Raw genomic sequence first — 20,384 nt, forward strand, 5'->3', positions numbered from 1 at the left:
AGGTCAGCGTGGTTTACGACCCGTCACCAATGTGTTTCCCAGCGGGAGTTCGTGCTCGGCGATGCCCGTGAAGCCCGCCACCCGCATCCACTGCCCGCAGTCACCCGGGTGGTACCCCGCCCCCGCCGGCGTCATCACCAGCATGTGCAGGCTCGCCACCAGGCTGGCCAGGTCCGGCTTGTCGCCGGGCATCGGGTCGTAGACCAGCAGCGCACCGCCCGGCCGCACCGCCCGGTACGCCTTCTCGATCAGCAGCTTGCGCTGCTCGAGCGAGAAGTCGGCCAGCACATGCCCGATCACGATCACGTCGGCCTCGGGCAGCTCGTCGCTGAAGAAGTCCCCGCCGGTGAACGACAGCCGGTCCGCCACCCCGAGCGTCTGCGCGTGCTCGGCGCACGGCCCGGCGTTCTGCGGCCGGTCGAAGACCCGCCCGGTCAGATGCGGCTGGGCGCGCAGCAGCAGCCCGGCCAGATTGCCGCGCGCACCGCCGACGTCGGTCAGCGTGTTCCAGCCGCTCCACTCCTGGGACCCGAGCAGATACGGCACCAGCGGCGCGCTCAGCGAGTCCTGCATGGTCAGGAACACCCGCTGCGCGGCCGGGTCGCTCAGCATCGCCTCGAAGTCGCCCTCGGCCTGCGGGGCGCCGGTGCGCAGCGCCTGGGTGAGCCGCCCCCACGCCGGGTACAGCACGAAATTGGCGCCCTCGAGGAAGCCGCCCGCGTAGTTCTCGCCGCGGACCAGATACCGCTCGGCCGCCTCGCTGTTGCGGTACCGGCCCGAGCTGCGCTCCAGCAGCCCGAGCGCGACCAGCGCGTCGAAGAAGTCGGTGGCGGCCCGCGGATGCAGCCCGAGGGCTGCCCGCAGCTCCTCCACCCCCGCCTCGCGGTCCGCGGTGTCGGAAAGGGTGGTGAACACGCCCAGCTCCAGGGCGGTCAGCAGCAGCTTGGCCGAGGCGAACCCCAGTCCCAACTGGCCGATGCCGGCCGGATCCTTGGGGTCGGTCGCCGGATTGATCGTGGTCATGCCGGACTGTCCTCCTTGAGCGTGGTTTCGTCGGGGCCGCTGCCGTCCTCGACCGCACCCGGCTGCTCCGCGTCGCCCGCAAGGCCCCGCACCACGGCATCCCTGCGCAGCGCCAGCGCGCCGCCGGCCGCCAGGGCCATGACCGCGAGCATCAGGTAGTAGAGCGGTTCGGGGATGACGTCGATGAGCCGGACCATGCCACTGCCCGCGCCGCCGCCAAGTGCGGCGAACAGCCAGAGCAGACCCAGCATGTGCGCGATGAACTTCCGCGGCAGTACGTCGGCCACGGCCGCGATACCGACCGCTGCGACGATCAACTCGCCGCATGCGTGCATCAGATAGACGACCAGCAGCCACACCGGGGAGACCTTCTGGTCTCCCGAGGCCAGGCTCGCGGCCAGTGCCATGATCAGGAAGCTGACCCCGGTGAGACCGAGCCCGGTGGCGAACTTGACCGGCACACCGCCGCGCCCGCCGCCGTGCTTCAGCAGCGCCCATGCGAACACCGGCGCCAGGACCAGGATGAACAGCGGGGTCGCCGACTGGAGCCAGCTCACGGGCACGTCGAAGCCCAGGATGTGGCGATCCGTCGACTCCTTGGCGAACAGGGTGAGCGACGAGCCGTCCTGGGCGATCATCGACCAGAACAGTGTCGATCCGAGGAAGATCCAGAGGAAGGACCGCAGCCTTCTGCGGTCCGAAACCGTCAGCTCCTTGCTGCGGTACAGCACCGTGTAGGCGAGGACCGGCGCGAGGATGCTCACGGTGCCGACCAGGCCGATGGCGCCGGCCGGCCCCAGGCCGCCCGATGCCACACCTCCGGTGACCACCAGGAGCACCACGGCCGCGGTGACACCGATCCGGCGGTAGGCACGCCGGGACTCCTCCGCGCCGAGCGGCCGGCCCGGCCGCGCCCCGACGTCCTTGAACTGGTGCCGGCTGAGGAACAGCTGGACGGTGCCGAGGAGCATCGCCGTTCCGGAGGCCGCGAAGCCGAGCCGCCAGTCGACCCGCTCGCCGAGGAAGCCGGCGATCAGCGGCGAGAGCAGGGCGCTGACCTGGATGCCGACGTACATCAGCGAGATACCCGCCTCACGGCGGCCGCTGTCCTTGCCGAACATCAGATTGAGCATTGCCTGATGGTTCGGCTTGTACAGGCCGAGGCCCACCGCGAGCAGGACCAGACCCAGCGGAGTGCTCCACAGCCACGGGGCGGCCAGCGCGAAGTGGCCGACGGTGGTGACAACGGCGCCCATCAGGAGGGTGCGCCGGGGGCCGAGCAGCCGGTCGGCCACCCAGCCACCGGGCAGACAGAGCATGAAGGCGAGCCCGATCCACGCGCCGAACAGCGCCGCGGCATCGGCCTTCGCGAGTCCCAGGCCGCCCTCGGAGCGCGGAGCGACGGCGAACAGGACGAGGATGGCCTGCATCCCGAAGAAGCCGAAACGCTCCCACACATCACTCATGAAGAGCGTGCGGTACCAGGCCGGCCAGGTTCTGACGGAGCCGGTGCCGGCCCCGCCCTGGCCGGTACCCGGGGCCCCGGTGCCGGGGCCCCGTTCAGCGCGTGCGGTGCTCATGTGGTGGGCTCTCCCTCCGTACGCGCCAGGTGCAGACGGGGGCGGAAGGCAAGGTAGAGGCCGCTGACGGCGTTCTCGGGGCTCATCGGGGCCTGCTTCTGCTCGTGCACCTTGTTGAGGTTGGCGAGCGGGTTGGGGTCGCCGCTCTCCGCGCCGTTGAGGTGGGCGTGCACCCGCGAGTAGACGTCCTGTGCGTCGTCGAGATCGGCGATTCCGGTGACGATGCGGTCGAACGCGTCCTGGATGCTGAGGCCTTCGCGCTGGTCGCTGGTGAGCTTCTGCGCGTTGTAGAAGTGGTGCTCCTTGCCGCGGTAGCTCTCGTAGAACACGGAGACCAGCACCAGCAGCCGCTCGTAGGAGTGCCGGTAGACCGTGTTGTAGAACTCCCAGGCCTCCTTCTCCGTCACCTCGCCGCGCAGCACGCTGGAGATGCTCGCAGCCGCCAGCATGGCGCTGTAGGTGGCCAGGTGGACACCGGTGGACAGCAGCGGGTCGAGGAAGCAGGCCGCGTCGCCGCTGAGCAGGTAGCCGGGGCCGCAGAAGCTCTCGGCGGTGTACGAGTAGTCCTGCTCGACCTTCATCCCGGAGACCTGCTCGGCGCCTTCGAGGAGGCGCTTGATGTGCGGGGTCTCGGAGATGGCCTTGTCGTAGACCTCCTGGATGCCGCCGAGCGCGTTCTTCTTCTCGTTGAAGATGTCCCGCCCGGTGACCAGACCGACGCTGGTGGTGCCGTTGTGCAGCGGAATGTTCCAGAACCACCCGTCCTCCGAGGAGATGACGGCGATGGCTCCGTCGGGCCCGCGGTCGAGCGGCTTGACGTTCTTCCAGTAGGACCAGGCGCCGACATTGCGGAAGATCTCGTGGTACTGACGGTTTTTCAGGTGCTTGGCGGCGAACACACCGCCACGGCCCGAGGCGTCGATGACATAGTCGAAGGAGATACGGCCGCTCAGGCTCGCGTTCTTGGTACCGGTCCACAGCGCCGCCACGGGTCGGTCGCCCTCGAACTCGAGCTCCTTGACGGTGATGTTCTCCACGACCTCGACGCCGAGCGAGGCGGCGTGACGCAGCAGAATGTCGTCGAACTCGGAGCGCACGACCTGCCAGGCGTTGGCGCCGTCGTCACCGAGGTTGTTGAACACGACCTCCCACTCCTCGGGGCCCCAGAAGAAGTAGGCGCCGCCCTTGGGCTGGAAGCCGTGTGCCTCCACCTTGTCCCAGACGCCGAGCATCTCCAGGATCGGCCGGCAGGAGGGCAGGATCGATTCGCCGATGTGATAGCGGGGGAACTCGTCGCGCTCCAGCAGTGTGACCTCGAAGCCGTCCTTGGCCAGCAGGCCGGCGGCGGTGGAGCCCGCGGGCCCTCCCCCGATGACGAGGATCTGGGTGGAACCACGCATGTATTTCTCCAATCCTCCGGAGCTCGCGAAACGGGGTCTGACCGTCCGCTCGACCGTGCACCCGGCCGCCGGAGGAGCGCTGGAGACGAACTCGACGCAGGCTCCGGCGCCGCTCCGTGCGCGCCGCGCCCCGCGTCCGCCGCCGGCCCGGCGTGCCCGGTAAACCGCGGAGGGCCGCGGAGGGCCGCGAATGTCCGGTTCCCGTCGGCCGCCGCCGTTCCGGCCGACGCCTCGCGCGCGGAAAGGGGAGCTGCGCGGTGTGTCGGGGAGGGCTCTTGAGTGCTTCGCGAGCGAGACCCTGCCGAGATCTGGCTGAGTGATGGCCGGAATCCATCGCGTACATCGCGTTCCATCGAGCAAGGGAGAGCCAGATGGCTGCACGTACCGTCCGGTTGTGGGCGGCGGGCACGACGGCGTCCGCACTGCTGGCCGTGGGCCTCGTGGCCGCCGGCAGCACGGCAGGGGCCGATACCACCAAGCACCGGCCCACGGCGACGGCCACGTCCGCGCCGTCGCCGACGGTGCAGACCCGGTACGGCCAGACGACGCTCTACACGACCGACGTCAACAAGCTGCTGAACTTCTACCGGGACGCGCTGGGGTTCGAGGTGCTGTTCCGCCTTCCGGAGACGGGCGCGGCGGTGTTCGGCACGGTCCGGCTGGGTCCGGACTACTACATCACCATGACCACGTACGACAACGTGAAGCAGGCGACCGGGATCACGAGCATCGGCAGGTCACGGATGCACCAGTCCGAGGTCGTTGTGCTCACCCCGAACGTGGATGCCCTCTTCGCCAGGGCGAAGAGGGCAGGGGCGAGGGTCCTGATGGCCCCCAAGGATCAGCCGTGGGGTGAGCGTTCGGCCTATGTGGCCGACCCTGAGGGCAATCTGATCCAGATTTCCACGCACACCGAGAGCTGACGGGAAGGCCCGCTCGGACGGTGGTGCACCGAGGCACGCGCCCCGAAAGGGGCGCGTGCCTCAGCGCGTTGCGGCGGCGAGGGAGGCCGGCGTGATCGCCTCGTCCCAGCTGACACGGTAGGAATAGACCGGCTCGGTGGCCTTGACGCCGAGCTTGAGGAAGAAGGGCAGCACCAGGTCGCGCACGCCACGCTGGAAGCCGTTCGACGCGGCCTTCTGGTTACCGGTCCTGCGGCCCTCCTTGATGATCTTCTCCACCCGGTCCTTGCGGATCGACTGGAAGGCGGCGAACGCCTGCTGCGGAGTGTCCAGGTCGCGCAGGCACTTGGCCAGCACGATCGAGTCCTCCATCGCCATCGAAACGCCCTGACCCACGTGCGGCGACGTGGCGTGAGCCGCGTCCCCGACCAGGCAGACCAGGTCCTTGTGCCACTTCGGGATCGACAGCATGTCGTAGATGGGGTATCCGAGGATGCCGCTCTCGGTGGACTCGATGATGGCCGAGACCGGGTGGTGGTCCCGGCGGTGCTTGGCGAGCAGCTTCGGCTTCCACTCCTCGTGCGGGATCCGCTCCAGCTCGCCGCGCCCGGGCTCCTTGGCCTGGTGAAAGTTCTCGAACCAGTAGATCTCGCCGGACGACGTGGTCTGATAGCCGAAGAAGCCCTCGAGGCAGAACGACATCCGCATCACACCGTCCGCCGGCGCCGCCTGGTCGCTGCGGGTGTAGCCGGCGGTGCCGACGACGCCGGTGTACTGGGGGTGCGGAGCGTCGGGCAGCACCGTGTATCGGGTCTTGGAGTGGATGCCGTCGCAGCCGACCAGGAAGTCGCCCTCGGCGCTCGAACCGTCCTTGAAGCGGGCCACGATGCCGTCCGCGGTGTGCTCCACGCTCTCGAAGAACTTGTCGAACTCGATCTGCACACCGCGGGCGACGGCCGCCTCGCGCAGTGCCTTGTTGAGCAGACCCCGCTTGATCAGCAGGGTCTCGGCCGGGTTCAGGCCCAGCTGCTTGCCCTTGTGGTTGAGGAAGGCGGTGCTGGTGGTCTGGGTGCCGTACTTCTCCACCTCTTCGCGGATGCCGAGGGTGTCCAGCACGGCCATCCCGTTGGGGGCCAGATTGAGGAACGCGCCGGCCTCGTCGCGGGGCACGCTGCTCCCTTCGTAGATCACGGCGGTCACGCCGATGCGCTGCAGGAACATGGCCAGTACCGGGCCCGCGATTCCGCAGCCGATCAGCACGGCCTTCCGTGCCCCCGCCGCTGCTGTGTTGCCCATGCTCAGTCTCGCTTCCTGTGCGTTCGTGTGCTTCGTGTGCGACAGCTGTTTCGGTCGTGTGGCCCCTGGCCCGGGCGCAAGCCGGGGCCAGGGGCCGGAAGCCCGTCCTCCCCACAACGGGAGAACAGGTCGGTCTGGTTGCGCGCTCAGAGAGAGATGTTTTCCCCCTGCGGGTGAGAGTTCTCGGCGACGGAACCCTGAGATTCCCCTGATAGGGGCGGAGCGTTGTCGCGCAGAGCGCGATGCAGAGCGCCGGGCCACCACATACGTTTGCCGATGTCCAGCGAGAGTGCCGGTACGAGGACGGTGCGCACCAGGAAAGTGTCCAGGAGGACGCCCAGGCCCACCAGTATGCCCAGTTCGGCCATCGTCACCAGGGGAAGCGAAACAAGGATCGAGAAGGTGGCCGCCAGTACGAGACCCGCGCTGGTGATCACCGCCCCGGTGCTGGCCAGACCGGACTGCACGCCCTTCTCGTGGCCCAGCAGACCGACCTCCTCACGGACCCTGGTCATCAGGAAGATGTTGTAGTCGATACCCAGTGCCACGAGGAAGACGAAGCCGAGCAGTGGCAGGGAGTGATGTACCCCAGCCCAGTCGAATACATGCTCGAACAGCAGATTGCTTGCGCCGAGCGCGCCGAAGTACGACAGCACCACGGTCGCGAGCAGCACCACCGGCGCAACCACCGCCCGCAGCAAGGCGATCAGCACCAGCAGCACCACGGCAAGCACGACCGGGATGACAAGCCTGCTGTCCCGCGAGACGGCCCGCTGGGTGTCGAGCGCACTGGCAGTCGCTCCGCCGACCTTGGCGTCCGCGCCCTCGACGCGGTGCACCGCGTCCCGCAGCCGGTTGACGGTCCGCTCGGCGGCGGGGGTGTCGGGGTCGTCCTCGAGCACAACGGGCACCTGCACCAGCCCGCGGTCGCGCGAGTACTTCACCTGCTGCACCTCGGCCACGCCGCTCACCGCGCCGACGGCGTCGACGACCTGCTGTTCGGCAGAGGCCTTGGCGATCACATCCGCCGGCGCGGACGAGCCACCCGGGTAGTGGGCGGCCACCAGCCGCTGACCCGCCACCGAGTCCGGCGTGCTGGTGTACATCTCCGACTGGGTCAGACCGAAGCCGATACCCGTCGCGCCGAGCGCCAGCGCACCCATCACCAGCGTCGCCGTCACCCAGGACAGCCGCGGACGCTTCGCCACCGCCGCGCCGATACGGGCCCAGCCACCGTGCTCGGCCCGCTGGGACTGCCCGAACTTCGGCACGAACGGCCAGAAGATCCAGCGTCCCAGGATGACCAGCAGCGCCGGCAGCACCGTGACCATGGCGAGGAAACCGCACAGCACACCCGCGGCGCCCACCCAGCCCAGGGACTGCGAGGAGTTGAGGTCCGCCAGGAGCAGACACAGCAGCCCGATGACGATGGTCCCCGCGGAGGCCAGGATCGCCGGGCCGGAGCGGCGCAGCGCGATCTGCATCGCGGCATGCCGGTCCTCGTGGCGGGTCAGCTCCTCGCGGTAGCGGGCGATCAGCAACAGGGCGTAGTCCGTTCCCACACCGAACACCAGGACGGTCAGCAGACCCGAACTCTGGCCGTCCACGGGCAGATCGGCGAGCTTGCCGCCCGCATAGGTGATCACCTGCGACAGCACCGAGGCGAAGCCCACCGCGATCAGCGGCACCAGCCACAGCACCGGACTGCGGTAGATGAGCAGCAGGAGCAGGGCGACCACGATCGCACTGCCGATCAGCAGCGTGCCGTCCAGCTCGTCGAAGACGTCGATGGTGTCCTGGAGCGCACCGGCAGGACCCGCCACCTTGACCTGGAGATCGGCCGGCGCGTTCGCGTCGGCGACCTCCCGCGTCTTCTTCAGCACCTCGGAGAACTCTTCGCTGTACGGCACCGGGACGGTCAGCAGCAGCGCCTTGCCGTCCTCGGACGCCGCCGGCGCGTCGATCGCACCGTCCGGCACCAGCGGCGCCAGCTCCTTGCGGTCCTCCTCCGCCGCGGCCCGGTCGGCCGCCGTGATGCCGCCGTCGCGGACATAGACGACGACCGCCGGCAGCACCTCGTCGGTGTGGAACTCCTCCAGCCGGTCGTTCACCACGGCCGCTTCCGCGTTGCCGGGCAGATAGGCGTTGGCGTCGTTGTCCTCGACGTCCGCCACCTTGCCCGCCAGCGGCCCCAGGGCCATCGCGAGAATCAACCAGGCGGCGAGGACGAACCACTTGGCCCGTCGCCCGCCCGGTAGGGTCGCCAGCCGCTTCATCTGGCCTCTCCTGCTCTGTCCCCGGTCTTCACGGCAGAGCCGGAAGGCCGCTCCCCGGCGGCCGGCGCTCCGGCCGCCGTCTCCTCGATCACGCGGATGGACTTCGTCGGGCAGCCACGCGCCGCCCGACGGATCTCCTCGTGCAGCGCCTCGGCCGGCGACTCGTCGAGGACCAGCACAAGCCCGTCCTCGTCCTGGTCGAAGACCCCCGGCACGCGGTAGACGCACAGACTGCTCACCGCGCACGTCTCGGAGTTGGCCGTCACACGCATGGGGCTCTCCTCACCACTCGACGGGGATCTCGGTGAAGCCCTCCATGAACCCGCCCAGCGCACGCGGCATCTCCTCGGCCGGGACCGCGAGCCGGATGTCCGGGAAGCGGCGCAGCAGCGACTCCGTGGCGACCTGGAGCTCCATCCGGGCCAGCGCCGCACCCACGCAGTAGTGCAGACCGGCGCCGAAGGTCATGTGGTGGTTCTCCTTGCGGCGGATGTCCAGCTCGAAGGGGCAGTCGAAGACCTCCGCGTCCATGTTCGCGCCCTCCTCGGAGAGCAGGACGCTGGTGCCCTTCTTGATGACCGAACCGTCCGACAGCGGGATGTCGTCGATCGCATACCGCATCGTGCCCACCGACGAGCCCATGATCTGCGTACGCAGCAGCTCCTCGACGGTCGACGGCACCAGCGACCAGTCCGCCTGGATCGCCCGCACGAACTCCGGGTGGTGCAGCAGCACCGCCGTACCGGTGCCGATCTGGCTGGCCGTGGTGACGTACCCGGCGATCAGCAGACCCTGCGTCCAGAAGTGCAGCTCGTGCTCGTTGAGCCGGCTGTCGTCCTCGTCGTCGCGGACCCGGATCAGCTCGCTGACCAGGTCGTCGCCGGGGTTCTCCCGCTTGGACTCGATCAGGTCGCCGAGGTACTTCCACAGGTTCTGGCGGCACTTGCCGACCTCCTCCGGCGGCATCTTGGTCACCGAGAGGAAGCCGTCGACATAGCCGCGGAACCGGTCGCGGTCCTCCGCCGGCACACCGAGCAGCTTGCAGATCACCATGATCGGCAGCGGGAAGGCGAACGCCTCGTTCAGCTCGACCGGCTGCTCGGAGGCCTCCATGGCGTCCAGCAGCTCGTCGGCGACCTGCTGGACATACGGACGCAGGGCCTCGATACGGCGGGCGGTGAACGCCTTGGTGACCAGGGAGCGCACCCGCGTGTGCTCCGGCGGGTCCGGGTCGATGTTCGGGTCCATGAACAGGTCGTTGTCCTTGGAGATCCGCGCGCAGTCAGGCCGTGCGATGTTGCGCGAGAGCCGCTTGTCCGCGAACAGCGCCCGTACGTCCTTGTAACGGGTCACCAGCGTGGCGACGTCCCCGCTCGGCAGGGTCACTTCCATCGCCGATGTCTCGTGCACATCGCGCAGCGCTTCGGGGACCTGCATGGGCGGGGTCCACGCGAACGGATACCTGGGCGGGGTGTGGGTGCTCACAACGGTCCCTTCCGATCAGTGTGTAGTGCGGTACGTCGTCACAGCGGCCAGGACGGCCTGGACCAGGCGCCTTCGGCGAAGGCCCACTCGTAACGGGTGCTGACGGCGAAGTGGTCCACGAGCTCGGCACGTTCGGCACCCGAGAGCTCCTCGCCGAGCCGGTCGGCGGCGGCCATGAAGCCCTTCACCGCGTAGCCGTATCCCTCGCCCGGGTGGTAGATCTCGATCCATTTCGCATAGTGCGAGCCGGGCGTGTGGTGCTCCAGCAGATGGTTGGAAACCTGGAAGTTGAACCACACCATCGGCAGCAGCGCCCCGAACCCGGCGGCGAACGATGTCGCCGACGCCGCCTGGAAGAACGAGCAGTGGGCGTGCGTCGCCGGATCGGCGGCCGCCTCCGGGTCCAGCTGCGGGGCGCCGAGCTCGGGCGCCAGATTCCCGTACGCCTCACGCAGCTTGTCGCGCGCCTCCAGCGACCCGGTGATCGACCGCCCGAGGAGCGCGGTGCAGCGGTCGCTGCGGGCGGCGGCGGCCGTGCGGGCGAGCGAGCGGGCGTAGGCCGGCAGCAGATGGGCGGTGTCCTGGTGGACGAAGTGCGCCAGCGACTCGCCCGGCAGAGAACCGTCCCGCAGACCGCTCCAGAAGGGATGCGCCGTGACCTTGTCCAGGATCGGTGCGGCGAGCTCCTTCAGCTCTTCCTGCAGCATGATGTCCCTTCCCGTCGCCATCAGAGGTCGAGTCGTACGCGGTAGTGCCGCAGCCAGGCGTCGAGTTGGAGCACCATCTCCACGTTGCGGCGCTCACCCCAGCCGTCCACGGCGATGGGCCGGTCCTCCTTGGCGAGCTCCGTGCACGCCGCGCCGTCCAGCAGCGGCCGCACCGGGCTCGACGGGTCACCGGCCACGGCGTTGAACCGGGCACGCAGCACATCGCCGTAGCGGGGGTCCTGCGTGATCGGGAAGGGGCTCTTGCGGCGCTGTGTGACCGATGCCGGCAGGAGATCGGCCACCGCGGAGCGCAGCACGCTCTTCTCCCGGCCGTCGGCGGTCTTCATGGCCCACGGGATGTTGTAGACGTACTCGACCAGCCGGTGGTCGCAGTACGGCACCCGCAGCTCCAGGCCCACCGCCATGCTGAGGCGGTCGTCGCGCGACAGCAGCAGCGGCAGCCAGCGCGACAGATGCGCATGGCCGACCACCCGCATGGTGTGCTCCTGGCCCGACTCGCCCGGTACGCGGGGGACTTCGGCGACCGTCTCCGCGTACCGCTGCGCCGAATAGCCCGGCACATCGATCTTCTTCAGGAAGCCGGGGTCCAGCAGACCGGTGCTCATGCCGTGCGGCGCGACCCGCAGACCCATCGTGACCCAGGGGAAGTTCGCGGTGTCCACGAGCGTCGGGTCGCGGAACGACTGGTAGCCGCCGAAGAGTTCGTCGGCGACCTCGCCCATCAGCGCGACCGTGGAGCGCTGGCGCACCGCACGCAGCAGCAGATACAGCGACCGGTCCATGTCGGGGATCGGGCGCGGCAGATCCTGGGCGCGCAGGGCCGCGGCGTCGACGACCGGGTCGGCGAGATCGGAGGTGCGCAGCACCACCGGCTCGTGGTCGGTGCCGACATGGCGGGCGACCTCGGCCGCGTACGGCGCATCCGGGTCCTCGTGCCAGAAGTCCTTGCGGAACCGCTCGGTGTGCCCCTCGAAGTCCACCGCGAAGGTCTTCGGCCGCTCACTGCCCGACATCGCGGCGAACGCCGCGATCGCGCTGGAGTCGACGCCGCCGGACAGCAGGGTGCACAGCGGGACGTCGGAGACCAGATGACTCGCCACCGACTCCTGCAGCAGGCCCCGCACCGTTTCGATCGTCGTGGCGAGATCGTCCGGGTGCTCGTGGTGGGGCAGGGTCCAGTACCGCGACTCGGTGACCGAGCCGTCACGGACCACCGTCACATGGCCGGCCGGCACCTCCCGCATCCCGCGGTAGACGGCATGGCCCGGCGTGGCGATGTACGCCAGCAGCTCCGCCATGCCCTCGGCGTCGACCACGCATTCGACCGACGGATGCGCCAGCAGCGCCTTGGGCTCGGAGCCGAACACCAGACCGCGGCCGGCCCCGGCGTAGTACAGCGGCTTGATGCCCAGCCGGTCACGGACGAGCACCAGCTTCCCGTCCCGCGGGTCCCAGACGGCGAAGGCGAACATGCCGTCCAGCCGCTCCGCGCAGCGCTCACCCCACTCGAGGTAGGCGCGCAGCACGACCTCGGTGTCGCCGGCCGTCCGGAACCGGTGCCCCAGCGACTCCAACTGCGACCGCAACTCACGGTAGTTGTAGATCTCGCCGTTGTGCACGAGCACCGCGAGCGTCCGGCCGCCCTCCTCGGCGACCATCGGCTGCGGGCTGCCGTCCACATCGATGACGGCCAGCCTGCGGTGACCGAGAGCGGCACGCGCGTCGGTCCACACCGCTTCGTCGTCCGGGCCGCGATTGGCGAGCGTGGCCACCATCGCCCGTACCGTCGAAGCCTCTTCGGCGAGGCCCCGTTCGAAGTCGACCCATCCCGCTATCCCGCACATGCGACCACCCTCGACTCGATCTCGGCGACCAGTTCGGCAGGGGACGGCAGACCCAGCATCTGCTCACGCAGCTTGTTCGCAGCGGCCCGGTGGGCCGCGCCGCCGATGAGCTTGTCGGCCTCGGCGCGCAGCCGCTCCGGCGTCGCCTCGTCCCGGGTGAGGACCTCGCCCGCCCCGGTCGCCAGCACCCGGCCCGAGTGGCCGAGGTGGTCAGGGAGCTGGGGCACCAGCAGCAGCGGAACGCCGGCCCGCAGCGAGGTCAGCACCGTGCCTGCGCCGCCGTGCGCGACGACCAGATCGGCACCGTCGACGAGCAGATGCAGCGGCGTGTCCTCGACGATCCGGACCTCGCCGGGCAGGTCGCCCAGGAGCGCCGCCTGGCCGACGGTGACCGCGAGCACCACCTCGGTGCCGGGTGCGGCCAGCGCGCGCGCCACCTCACCGGCCAGGAACCGCTCCGGCGCGAGCCGCGCCATCGTGTGACCCCAGGTCACCACGATGCGCCGGCCGGCGGTCCCCGGCGGGCCGAGCGGGGGATGGAGCGGCCCGCCGGGGCCGTTGAAGGGGATGTACCGCATGGCAAGGCGGGGATGGTCGACCGCCACCTGGAAGTCGTCCGGGCACGGATCGACGGTCAGCAGACCGAACGGGTCGAACTCACCGACCCCGTTGCGCTCCGCCAGCGGCGCCAGCACCTGCGGCAGCAGACCGCGGGCCCGCGCCATCAGATCGGTGCCGTACAGCACACGCACGGCGGGTACGCCCGCCGCGGCAGCAGCCAGTGGACCCGCGAGGGCGGTCGGTTCGAACATCACGGCGTCCGCGCGCCAGTCGCGCGCCAGCTGGGCCAGCTCGTCGGTCATCGAGTCGGCGTGTGCGTAGAACATCTGCATCGCACGCGGGCCCTTGCCGCTGCGCGGGGCCTGCCCGCCGCCGTCGGCCGGGTCGTTCGCCGTGGGCAGGACGTACCCGCGTACCATCCCCACCGCGTCGACGTCCCTGCCGACCGACACGGCCGGCAGGCCGGTCCGCACGGTCTCCTCGTACAGGGCCGGCTGGCTTGCGACCAGCACGTCATGGCCCGCGGCCCGGAATGCCCATGCCATCGGCACCAGCGCATACAGATGCGATGGCCAGGCCCAGGTCGTGAACAGTACGCGCATGGCTCGCCCCAACCCCTCTCAGTGCCGGTTGCGTCCTGCCCTGTCATGGCTGATCGGGCGAGGTCCGCGATGCGCCGACGGTGGCGCAGTCGGCTATTGCAGTGGTCGCGGCCCGCTAGAAGCGCGCCGGACCGCGGACGGGCGGTGTCCCGGGGGCTCGAACACCCTCACACCACCTGGAAGTTGGCCATCATGGCCATGTCCTCGTGCTCGAGGTTGTGGCAGTGGAACATGTACCGGCCGCGGTGGCCCGAGAAGCGGGCCAGCACATCGACCACCTCGAACGGCCGGACGTCCACGGTGTCCTTCCAGCCCGCATCCGTCGCCAGCGGCGCCTTCCCGCTGCGCGCCACGACCTGGAAGTGCGCCAGGTGCAGATGCACCGGGTGGTGGAAGTCGCTGCTGAACCGCCAGCGCTCCACGGTCCCGAGCCGCGGCCGGGCGGCGAAGGCATCGGAACGGAACGGCTTTCCGTTCACCGTCCACACCGCCGTGCCGTCCCCGGCGTTCGTCTGCCGGAAGTCGAACCGCCGCTCGGCCACCGCCGACGCCGCCCGCAGCGCCTCCACGTCCGCGAGCTTCCGCGGCACCCTGCTGTCGTCCTTCGCCGGCCGGGCGACCCGGAACCGCATCACCCGGCGCATCCCGCCCTCGTCGAGGGTGTTCACCAGCGTGACCGTGGACCCCACCGGATATGCGGCGAAGTCGACGACCACGTCGAAGCGTTCGGCCGGGGCGACAGGCAGCGCCTCGTGCGCGCGCGGTGCGCCCAGCAGCCCCGCGTCACTGCCGACCTGCACGAAGGACGCTCCCTCCCGCGGACCGGGCTCCAGGGCGAGCCGGTAGCGGCGCGCATTGGAGGCGTTCAGGATCCGGAAGCGGTAGCGGGCCGCATCCACCTCCAGCTCGGGCCAGGGCGCGCCGTTGACCAGCGTCACATCGCCCATGACGCCTTCCATGTAGGCGTCCTCGACGCCCGGCGCCCCGGTCAGCGAGGGGTCGACGGACGGATAGCGCAGCGCGCCGTCCTCCTCGAACGCCCGGTCGCAGATCATCAGCGGGATGTCCCGCTCGCCGGACGGGAGGTTCAGTGCCTCCTCCTCGTCGTCCCGCACCAGGAACATCCCGGCCAGCCCGCGCCACACCTGCGGCGCACTGAAGTCCATCCGGTGGTCGTGGTACCAGAGCGTGGCCGCGGGCTGATCGAGCGGATACGTGTAGTCCTTGGCGCCCTGCGACAGCTTCCAGTCGGCCGCGGCGACGTGCATGCCGCCCCCATGGCCTGCGTGGCCCTGCTTGCCCCTGGACGCGGGATCGTGCCGGTACCCCTTGGGAAGCACGAGATCCGTCGGATAGCCGTCCGACCCGGGCGCCTGGATGCCACCGTGCAGATGCGTCGAGGTCGGCACGGGCAGCTCGTTGCGCACGGTCACGACCATCTGCCGGCCCGACCGGCCCACCAGTGTGGTGCCGGGAAAACTGCCGTCGTACCCCCACACCTCGGTCCTCAGACCCGGCAGGATCTCCAGTTCGGCGGCACGCTGCACCAGTTCGTAATGGTCGACCCCGCGCTCCGTACGCACCGGCACGGCCGTCCGCGGCACCGGCAGCGGCACCCGGAACGGCTCCGGCAGCCGTGAGCGGCTGGCGAGGAGCTCTCCGGACACCTCACGGGACAGACTGCCGCAGCCCGCGACGCCGATCGCGGCCGCCGCGCCCGCGCCGCCCGCCAGGGCCAGCAGCCTCCGCCGGGACAACGGTGCCGACGGGATACGCCTCGCGTTCATCGGCGGCCACCGCGGGAGGCGAACGCCCAGTACGTCAGGGCCGTGGCCCCGGCAACCAGCGCGACCCCGAGCGGGATGTGCAGGCCGAGATTGCGGGAGAAGCCGGAGCCGCTCTGCAGCTGCACCAGGAAGGCGACGAGCACGGCGACGGCGAGCGGCCACAGGGGCCCGCGCCCCGGCCGCCACAGCAGCACGGTATTGATCACCAGCAGCCAGCTCAGGAAGCTGATGGTGTGCGCGTTGATCTCGTGCAGGGTCAGCAGATCCACGTCCCCGGTGATGAACATCCCGGCCAGGACCGGCTGCACGAGGGTGAGCAGGAGAAATGTGGTCATGATGCAGCGCAGCAGGATCAGCGGCCAGCGCCGCACCTTGCGCACCGCTGGCGGGCCGTCCGCCGGCCGCCTCCGGGGCGAGCGCGTCCGCGGACGCCGCGGATCCCGCTCCCCGGGATCCGCGGCGTCCGCAGGGCGGACGTCTGGTGGCTGGCTCATGGGGAACTCCTCCTGGTCGACGACACAGTCCGACGGTGACAGCCGAGACTCGAGTGGAACTTGAGCGGTAAGCGCCCGGACGCGGAATGGCGGGGACCGGACCTTGCCATGGCCGGTTCCGGTCGGATGGCGCGACCTGGCTGCCGGCCGGGTGGAGCCGACCGGCGCCCGGCGGGCCGGACCGGTCCTCGATCGGCCGTCGAGCGAGAGCGGAGAACGTGCGGGGGCATCCCTGCCGACGCCTTGGAGGCTGACCGATGGCCGAGACCCCGCTCTTCCGCGTGATCCTGCGGATGGAGATCCAGCCCGGGACCCAGGACGCTTTCGAGAAGACCTGGTGGGAGGTGGGGTCGGCGATCGCACGGCAGCCCGCCAACCGCGGCCAGACCCTGTCCCGTACGACAGAGGGCGACCGCAGCGTCTACTACGTGGTCACCGACTGGGCCGACGAGGCCTCGTTCCGCACCTTCGAGCTCAGCCCTGCCCATGTCGAACACCGCCGCCGGCTGGGCAAGTACCGCACCCACGGCGAGATGATCACCACGCAGACGGTGTACGACATCCCGCCCGCACCCCGGCCCCACAGCATCACCACCGCCGCCCCGGGGACGGCCGTGGACAAGCGCGCCCTGGCGTTCGTCGGGCTCGGCAACATGGGCGGCGGCATGGCCCACGCGCTGCTCGACGCGGGGCACCGCCTCACCGTCCACAACCGCACCGAGGCGAAGGCCCGCCCACTGGTGGACGCCGGTGCCACCGCGGCGGCCGGTCCCGCCGAAGCGGCTCGCGGCCAGTCCGTCGTCGTGCTCAGCCTCAGCGACGAAGCAGCCGTGGACGACGTCCTGTTCGGGCAGATCGTGCCCGTCCTCGCACCCGGCAGCATCGTGGTCGACACCTCCACCGTCTCCCCGGAGTACGCGCGCAAGGCCGCCGCCCGGCTGGCCGATGCCGGACTGCGCCGCGTCGAGGCCTGCGTCGTCGGCAACCCGTTCCAGGCCCGCGAAGGCAAGTTGCGCGTCTACACCAGCGGCGCCGAGCAGGACGCGGCCGAGGTCGCGGACATCCTCGACGCGATCGGGTCCGAGGTGCTGCACCTCGGCGCCCCCGGCACCGCGGCCACGCTCAAGCTGATCTTCAATCTGCTGCTCGGAGCCCAGGTCGCCTCGCTCTCCGAGGCGGTCGCCTACGGCGTGCGGGCCGGACTCGACCGCGACCGGCTGCTCGCAGCCGTCGCGGGCAGCGGATTCAGCTCCCTCGTCATGCGCTTCCGCGCCGAACTGATGCGCAAGGGCACCTACGAGCCCGCCTTCTTCCGCTCCACGCTGATGGAGAAGGACCTGCGCCTGGCCATCGACGACGCGGTGGCGACCGGTGTCACCATGCCCGTACTCGACACCGTCCGGGCGGGCTTCGCCGCCGTGGTCGCGGCGGGCGACGGGGACAAGGACGCCTCCGTCCTCATCGAGCACACGACGGCGACCGTGCCGGCTCCCCGCACCGGGGGCGACGCGTCATGACGTCCCCGGCCGACGCCCGCTACCGCCGGCTCAAGCAGCTCGCCGAAAGCGGCGGCGCCACCGCCGGCGGCAACGCGCCCGACGACATCGACCGGGTGCTGGAGCTCGTCTTCGAATGGTTCCGTGCCTGCTTCCGCCCCGAACGGGCAGGCGGGCAGTCCGGCATCTTCCACTACGCCGTCAACACCCCCCTCGGCGTACGTCACCGCTACATCGTGGTCGACGCCGGCAGCTGCACCGCCACCGTCGCCGCCGATCGCCCCGCGGACGCCACCATCGGTCTCGACGTCCAGGATCTCGTCGCCCTCGCCATCGGCGAACTCAGGGGCACCGACGCCTTCGTCAACGGCCGGCTCAAGATCTCGGGCGATGTCTTCTTCGCCATGAACTGGATCGAATGGTTCGGCTCCCGCAGCACGCCCCCGAGCGCTCACTGACGGCCGGCGCCCGCCGTTTAGCCGGCTTTGAGCCCTCCTGCAGCCGTCCCGCGCAGTCTGCCCGGAAGGACAAGCCCGGCAACTGCGTGCCGCACCCTGGAGGTTCCGTGTCCCTTCGTCTGTTCACCTCGGAGTCCGTCACCGAGGGTCACCCCGACAAGATCGCCGACCAGATCAGCGACGCGATCCTCGACGCGCTGCTCACCCAGGACCCGAAGTCCAGGGTCGCGGTCGAGACGCTGATCACCACCGGCCAGGTCCATGTGGCCGGTGAGGTCACCACCCAGGGATACGCCGAGATCCAGAGCCTGGTCCGCGAGACCGTGCTCAAGATCGGCTACGACTCGTCGGCGAAGGGCTTCGACGGCGCGTCCTGCGGCGTCTCGGTCTCCATCGGCGCCCAGTCGCCCGACATCGCCCAGGGTGTCGACACCGCCTACGAACAGCGCGTCGAGGGCGCCGGTGACGGTGTCGACGAGCTCGACCAGCAGGGCGCCGGCGACCAGGGCCTGATGTTCGGCTACGCGTGCGACGACACTCCCGAACTCATGCCGCTGCCCATCACCCTCGCCCACCGGCTCGCCCTGCGGCTGTCCGAGGTCCGCAAGAACGGCACCGTCCCGTATCTGCGCCCCGACGGAAAGACCCAGGTCACCATCGAGTACGACGGTGAGAAGGCCGTCCGGCTCGACACCGTCGTCGTTTCCTCCCAGCACGCTCCGGGCATCGACCTGGACTCGCTGCTCATCCCCGACATCCGCGACTGCGTGGTGCGGCCCGTGCTGCAGCAGCTCGCCGAGGACGGTGTACATCTGCCCACCGAGGGCTACCGCCTGCTGGTGAACCCGACCGGCCGCTTCGAGATCGGCGGCCCGATGGGCGACGCCGGCCTCACCGGCCGCAAGATCATCATCGACACCTACGGCGGCATGGCCCGCCACGGCGGCGGCGCGTTCTCCGGCAAGGACCCGTCCAAGGTGGACCGCTCGGCCGCCTACGCCATGCGCTGGGTCGCCAAGAACGTGGTGGCCGCCGGTCTCGCCGCCCGCTGCGAGGTCCAGATCGCGTACGCGATCGGCAAGGCCGAGCCCGTGGGTCTGTTCGTGGAGACCTTCGGCACCGAGACCGTGCCGGTCCCGCGTATCCAGTCGGCCATCAACCAGGTGTTCGACCTGCGCCCGGCCGCGATCATCCGCGACCTCGACCTGCTGCGGCCGATCTACTCCCGGACCGCGGCGTACGGCCACTTCGGCCGGAACCTCCCCGAGTTCACCTGGGAGACCACCGACCGCGCCGAGAAGCTGCGTCAGGCAGCCATCGCCGACTGACGGCAGCCGGACCGACGAAGGAGCAGTGACCGAAGTGCGCATAGCCGTAACTGGTTCGATCGCAACCGACCACCTGATGGTCTTCCCCGGCCGGTTCACCGAGCAGCTCATCGCCGGCAGCCTCGACAAGGTGTCACTCTCCTTCCTTGTCGAGGAACTCGAGATCCGCCGCGGCGGCGTGGCAGCGAACATCGCCTTCGGCCTCGGCCGGCTGGGCCTCGCCCCCTACCTCGTGGGTGCGGTGGGCACGGATTTCGCCGACTACCAGGTCTGGCTGAAGGAGAACGGTGTCGACACCGAATCCGTGCGCGTCAGCGAGTCGCTGCATACTGCCCGCTTCATGTGCACGACCGACGACGACCACAACCAGATCGGCTCCTTCTACACCGGAGCGATGAGCGAGGCCCGCCACATCGAGCTGCGGCCCGTGCACGAACGGGCGGGCGGGCTCGATCTGGTGGTGATCTCGCCGAACGATCCCGAGGCGATGGTGCGCCACACCCTCGAATGCGCGGACCTCGGTATCCCGATCGTCGCCGACCCCTCGCAGCAACTCGCCCGCATGGGCCGCGACGACGTGCGCGCCCTGCTCGACCGGCCGGCCTATCTGTTCACCAACGAGTACGAGAGTGTGCTCATCCAGGAGAAGACCGGCTGGACCGAACAGCAGATCCTGGGCCGGGTGGGCACCTGGGTGACCACCCGGGGCGCGGACGGGGTCCATGTGGAACGAGCGGGCCTGCGGCCCGTCGACGTCCCTGCCGTCGCGCCTGCCGGGACGATCGAACCCACCGGAGCAGGCGACGCGTTCCGAGCCGGATTCCTGGCGGCGACCGCCTGGAATCTCGGCCTGGAGCGTGCCGCTCAGCTGGGCAGTGCGCTCGCCACCACCGTGCTGGAGACCACGGGCACCCAGCCGGAGGAGCTGAACGGCTCCGATCTGCTGGAGCGCGTCCGCGGCGCCTACGGCGAAGGGCCGACGGCCGAACTGGCCCCGTACGTGACGGCAGCGACATGACCGGGACCCGGATCGAAGCTCTGCGTGAGGCGCTGGCCACCCGTGTGGTGGTGGCGGACGGTGCGATGGGCACGATGCTTCAGGCGCAGGATCCGACGCTGGAGGA

Annotated in this window: 17 protein-coding genes; 5 read left to right on the forward strand and 12 right to left on the reverse strand. The window is 70.1% G+C overall.

All coding sequences use genetic code 11. From position 1 onward, the window contains the following. Positions 1-3 precede the first annotated feature (3 nt). From ABZ208_RS28275 to ABZ208_RS28285, 3 genes are read right to left on the reverse strand one after another with little or no spacing between them, the layout of a single operon-like run. Positions 4-1,023, reverse strand: coding sequence for a methyltransferase (locus tag ABZ208_RS28275; protein ID WP_356912275.1), 1,020 nt, complete (start codon positions 1,021-1,023; stop codon positions 4-6). Then, positions 1,020-2,603: a peptide MFS transporter gene (locus tag ABZ208_RS28280; RefSeq protein ID WP_356912276.1), complete on the reverse strand. Its 1,584-nt coding sequence runs from the start codon at positions 2,601-2,603 to the stop codon at positions 1,020-1,022. The genes ABZ208_RS28275 and ABZ208_RS28280 overlap by 4 nt, the downstream gene beginning before the upstream one ends. After that, positions 2,600-4,003, reverse strand: coding sequence for a tryptophan 7-halogenase (locus ABZ208_RS28285; RefSeq protein ID WP_356912277.1), 1,404 nt, complete (start codon positions 4,001-4,003; stop codon positions 2,600-2,602). The genes ABZ208_RS28280 and ABZ208_RS28285 overlap by 4 nt, the downstream gene beginning before the upstream one ends. 371 nt (positions 4,004-4,374) lie before the next feature. Between ABZ208_RS28285 and ABZ208_RS28290 the strand changes: the two genes are divergently transcribed. Further along, on the forward strand, positions 4,375-4,926 hold the full coding sequence (locus ABZ208_RS28290) for a VOC family protein (protein ID WP_356912278.1): 552 nt from the start codon (positions 4,375-4,377) through the stop codon (positions 4,924-4,926). 60 nt (positions 4,927-4,986) lie between these two features. Here ABZ208_RS28290 and ABZ208_RS28295 read toward each other — a convergent pair whose 3' ends face one another. The 9 genes from ABZ208_RS28295 to ABZ208_RS28335 form a co-directional block, all read right to left on the reverse strand. After that, the gene (locus ABZ208_RS28295) at positions 4,987-6,201 is read right to left on the reverse strand and encodes an FAD-dependent monooxygenase (RefSeq protein ID WP_356912279.1); all 1,215 of its coding nucleotides are present in this window, start codon (positions 6,199-6,201) and stop codon (positions 4,987-4,989) included. A 146-nt stretch (positions 6,202-6,347) separates the two neighbouring features. Next, entirely contained in the window at positions 6,348-8,477 is a 2,130-nt protein-coding gene (locus ABZ208_RS28300; RefSeq protein WP_356912280.1) for an MMPL family transporter, read from the reverse strand. Further along, the gene (locus ABZ208_RS28305; protein WP_328393681.1) at positions 8,474-8,749 is read right to left on the reverse strand and encodes a ferredoxin; all 276 of its coding nucleotides are present in this window, start codon (positions 8,747-8,749) and stop codon (positions 8,474-8,476) included. Before ABZ208_RS28305 ends, ABZ208_RS28300 begins: the two co-directional genes overlap by 4 nt. A gap of 10 nt (positions 8,750-8,759) precedes the next feature. Beyond that, positions 8,760-9,962, reverse strand: coding sequence for a cytochrome P450 (locus ABZ208_RS28310; protein ID WP_356912281.1), 1,203 nt, complete (start codon positions 9,960-9,962; stop codon positions 8,760-8,762). A gap of 38 nt (positions 9,963-10,000) precedes the next feature. After that, a complete protein-coding gene (locus ABZ208_RS28315) occupies positions 10,001-10,690 on the reverse strand; it encodes a TenA family transcriptional regulator (protein WP_356912282.1) in 690 nt (229 codons plus the stop codon). Next, positions 10,690-12,534 (reverse strand): asparagine synthase (glutamine-hydrolyzing), encoded by a 1,845-nt coding sequence (asnB, locus tag ABZ208_RS28320; protein ID WP_356912283.1) that lies wholly within the window; start codon positions 12,532-12,534, stop codon positions 10,690-10,692. The genes ABZ208_RS28315 and asnB overlap by 1 nt, the downstream gene beginning before the upstream one ends. Further along, positions 12,522-13,697 carry a nucleotide disphospho-sugar-binding domain-containing protein gene (locus tag ABZ208_RS28325; RefSeq protein ID WP_356912284.1) on the reverse strand — a complete coding sequence of 392 codons (1,176 nt, stop codon included), beginning with the start codon at positions 13,695-13,697 and terminating at the stop codon, positions 12,522-12,524. The genes asnB and ABZ208_RS28325 overlap by 13 nt, the downstream gene beginning before the upstream one ends. A 167-nt stretch (positions 13,698-13,864) precedes the next feature. Continuing rightward, the gene (locus ABZ208_RS28330) at positions 13,865-15,484 is read right to left on the reverse strand and encodes a multicopper oxidase family protein (protein ID WP_356912285.1); all 1,620 of its coding nucleotides are present in this window, start codon (positions 15,482-15,484) and stop codon (positions 13,865-13,867) included. After that, the gene (locus ABZ208_RS28335) at positions 15,481-15,978 is read right to left on the reverse strand and encodes a hypothetical protein (protein WP_356912286.1); all 498 of its coding nucleotides are present in this window, start codon (positions 15,976-15,978) and stop codon (positions 15,481-15,483) included. The genes ABZ208_RS28330 and ABZ208_RS28335 overlap by 4 nt, the downstream gene beginning before the upstream one ends. A gap of 257 nt (positions 15,979-16,235) precedes the next feature. Here ABZ208_RS28335 and ABZ208_RS28340 point away from each other — a divergent pair, with 257 nt between their 5' ends. The 4 genes from ABZ208_RS28340 (at position 16,236) to ABZ208_RS28355 (ending at position 20,278) form a co-directional block, all read left to right on the forward strand. Next, the gene (locus tag ABZ208_RS28340) at positions 16,236-17,495 is read left to right on the forward strand and encodes an NAD(P)-binding domain-containing protein (RefSeq protein ID WP_356912287.1); all 1,260 of its coding nucleotides are present in this window, start codon (positions 16,236-16,238) and stop codon (positions 17,493-17,495) included. Next, positions 17,492-17,932 (forward strand): SCP2 sterol-binding domain-containing protein, encoded by a 441-nt coding sequence (locus tag ABZ208_RS28345; protein WP_356912288.1) that lies wholly within the window; start codon positions 17,492-17,494, stop codon positions 17,930-17,932. Before ABZ208_RS28340 ends, ABZ208_RS28345 begins: the two co-directional genes overlap by 4 nt. A gap of 107 nt (positions 17,933-18,039) precedes the next feature. Beyond that, a complete protein-coding gene (gene metK / locus ABZ208_RS28350) occupies positions 18,040-19,260 on the forward strand; it encodes a methionine adenosyltransferase (protein WP_356912289.1) in 1,221 nt (406 codons plus the stop codon). 34 nt (positions 19,261-19,294) lie between these two features. Then, positions 19,295-20,278, forward strand: a complete 984-nt coding sequence (locus ABZ208_RS28355) for a carbohydrate kinase family protein (RefSeq protein ID WP_328405395.1) — start codon at positions 19,295-19,297, stop codon at positions 20,276-20,278. The last annotated feature ends 106 nt before the right edge of the window (positions 20,279-20,384 follow it).

Source organism: Streptomyces sp. NPDC006208 (genome assembly GCF_040613775.1).
In the GTDB taxonomy this organism is placed as follows: Bacteria; Actinomycetota; Actinomycetes; order Streptomycetales; family Streptomycetaceae; genus Streptomyces.

What these genes read in the sequence shown, in the direction of transcription:
- ABZ208_RS28290 (WP_356912278.1), top strand. Translation starts at nt 4,375, where the DNA reads ATGGCTGCACGTACCGTCCGGTTGTGGGCGGCGGGCACGACGGCGTCC.
- ABZ208_RS28305 (WP_328393681.1), bottom strand. Translation starts at nt 8,749, where the DNA reads ATGCGTGTGACGGCCAACTCCGAGACGTGCGCGGTGAGCAGTCTGTGC.
- ABZ208_RS28275 (WP_356912275.1), bottom strand. Translation starts at nt 1,023, where the DNA reads ATGACCACGATCAATCCGGCGACCGACCCCAAGGATCCGGCCGGCATC.
- ABZ208_RS28285 (WP_356912277.1), bottom strand. Translation starts at nt 4,003, where the DNA reads ATGCGTGGTTCCACCCAGATCCTCGTCATCGGGGGAGGGCCCGCGGGC.
- ABZ208_RS28345 (WP_356912288.1), top strand. Translation starts at nt 17,492, where the DNA reads ATGACGTCCCCGGCCGACGCCCGCTACCGCCGGCTCAAGCAGCTCGCC.
- ABZ208_RS28280 (WP_356912276.1), bottom strand. Translation starts at nt 2,603, where the DNA reads ATGAGCACCGCACGCGCTGAACGGGGCCCCGGCACCGGGGCCCCGGGT.
- asnB (WP_356912283.1), bottom strand. Translation starts at nt 12,534, where the DNA reads ATGTGCGGGATAGCGGGATGGGTCGACTTCGAACGGGGCCTCGCCGAA.
- ABZ208_RS28300 (WP_356912280.1), bottom strand. Translation starts at nt 8,477, where the DNA reads ATGAAGCGGCTGGCGACCCTACCGGGCGGGCGACGGGCCAAGTGGTTC.
- ABZ208_RS28330 (WP_356912285.1), bottom strand. Translation starts at nt 15,484, where the DNA reads ATGAACGCGAGGCGTATCCCGTCGGCACCGTTGTCCCGGCGGAGGCTG.
- ABZ208_RS28325 (WP_356912284.1), bottom strand. Translation starts at nt 13,697, where the DNA reads ATGCGCGTACTGTTCACGACCTGGGCCTGGCCATCGCATCTGTATGCG.
- ABZ208_RS28315 (WP_356912282.1), bottom strand. Translation starts at nt 10,690, where the DNA reads ATGGCGACGGGAAGGGACATCATGCTGCAGGAAGAGCTGAAGGAGCTC.
- ABZ208_RS28335 (WP_356912286.1), bottom strand. Translation starts at nt 15,978, where the DNA reads ATGAGCCAGCCACCAGACGTCCGCCCTGCGGACGCCGCGGATCCCGGG.
- ABZ208_RS28340 (WP_356912287.1), top strand. Translation starts at nt 16,236, where the DNA reads ATGGCCGAGACCCCGCTCTTCCGCGTGATCCTGCGGATGGAGATCCAG.
- ABZ208_RS28295 (WP_356912279.1), bottom strand. Translation starts at nt 6,201, where the DNA reads ATGGGCAACACAGCAGCGGCGGGGGCACGGAAGGCCGTGCTGATCGGC.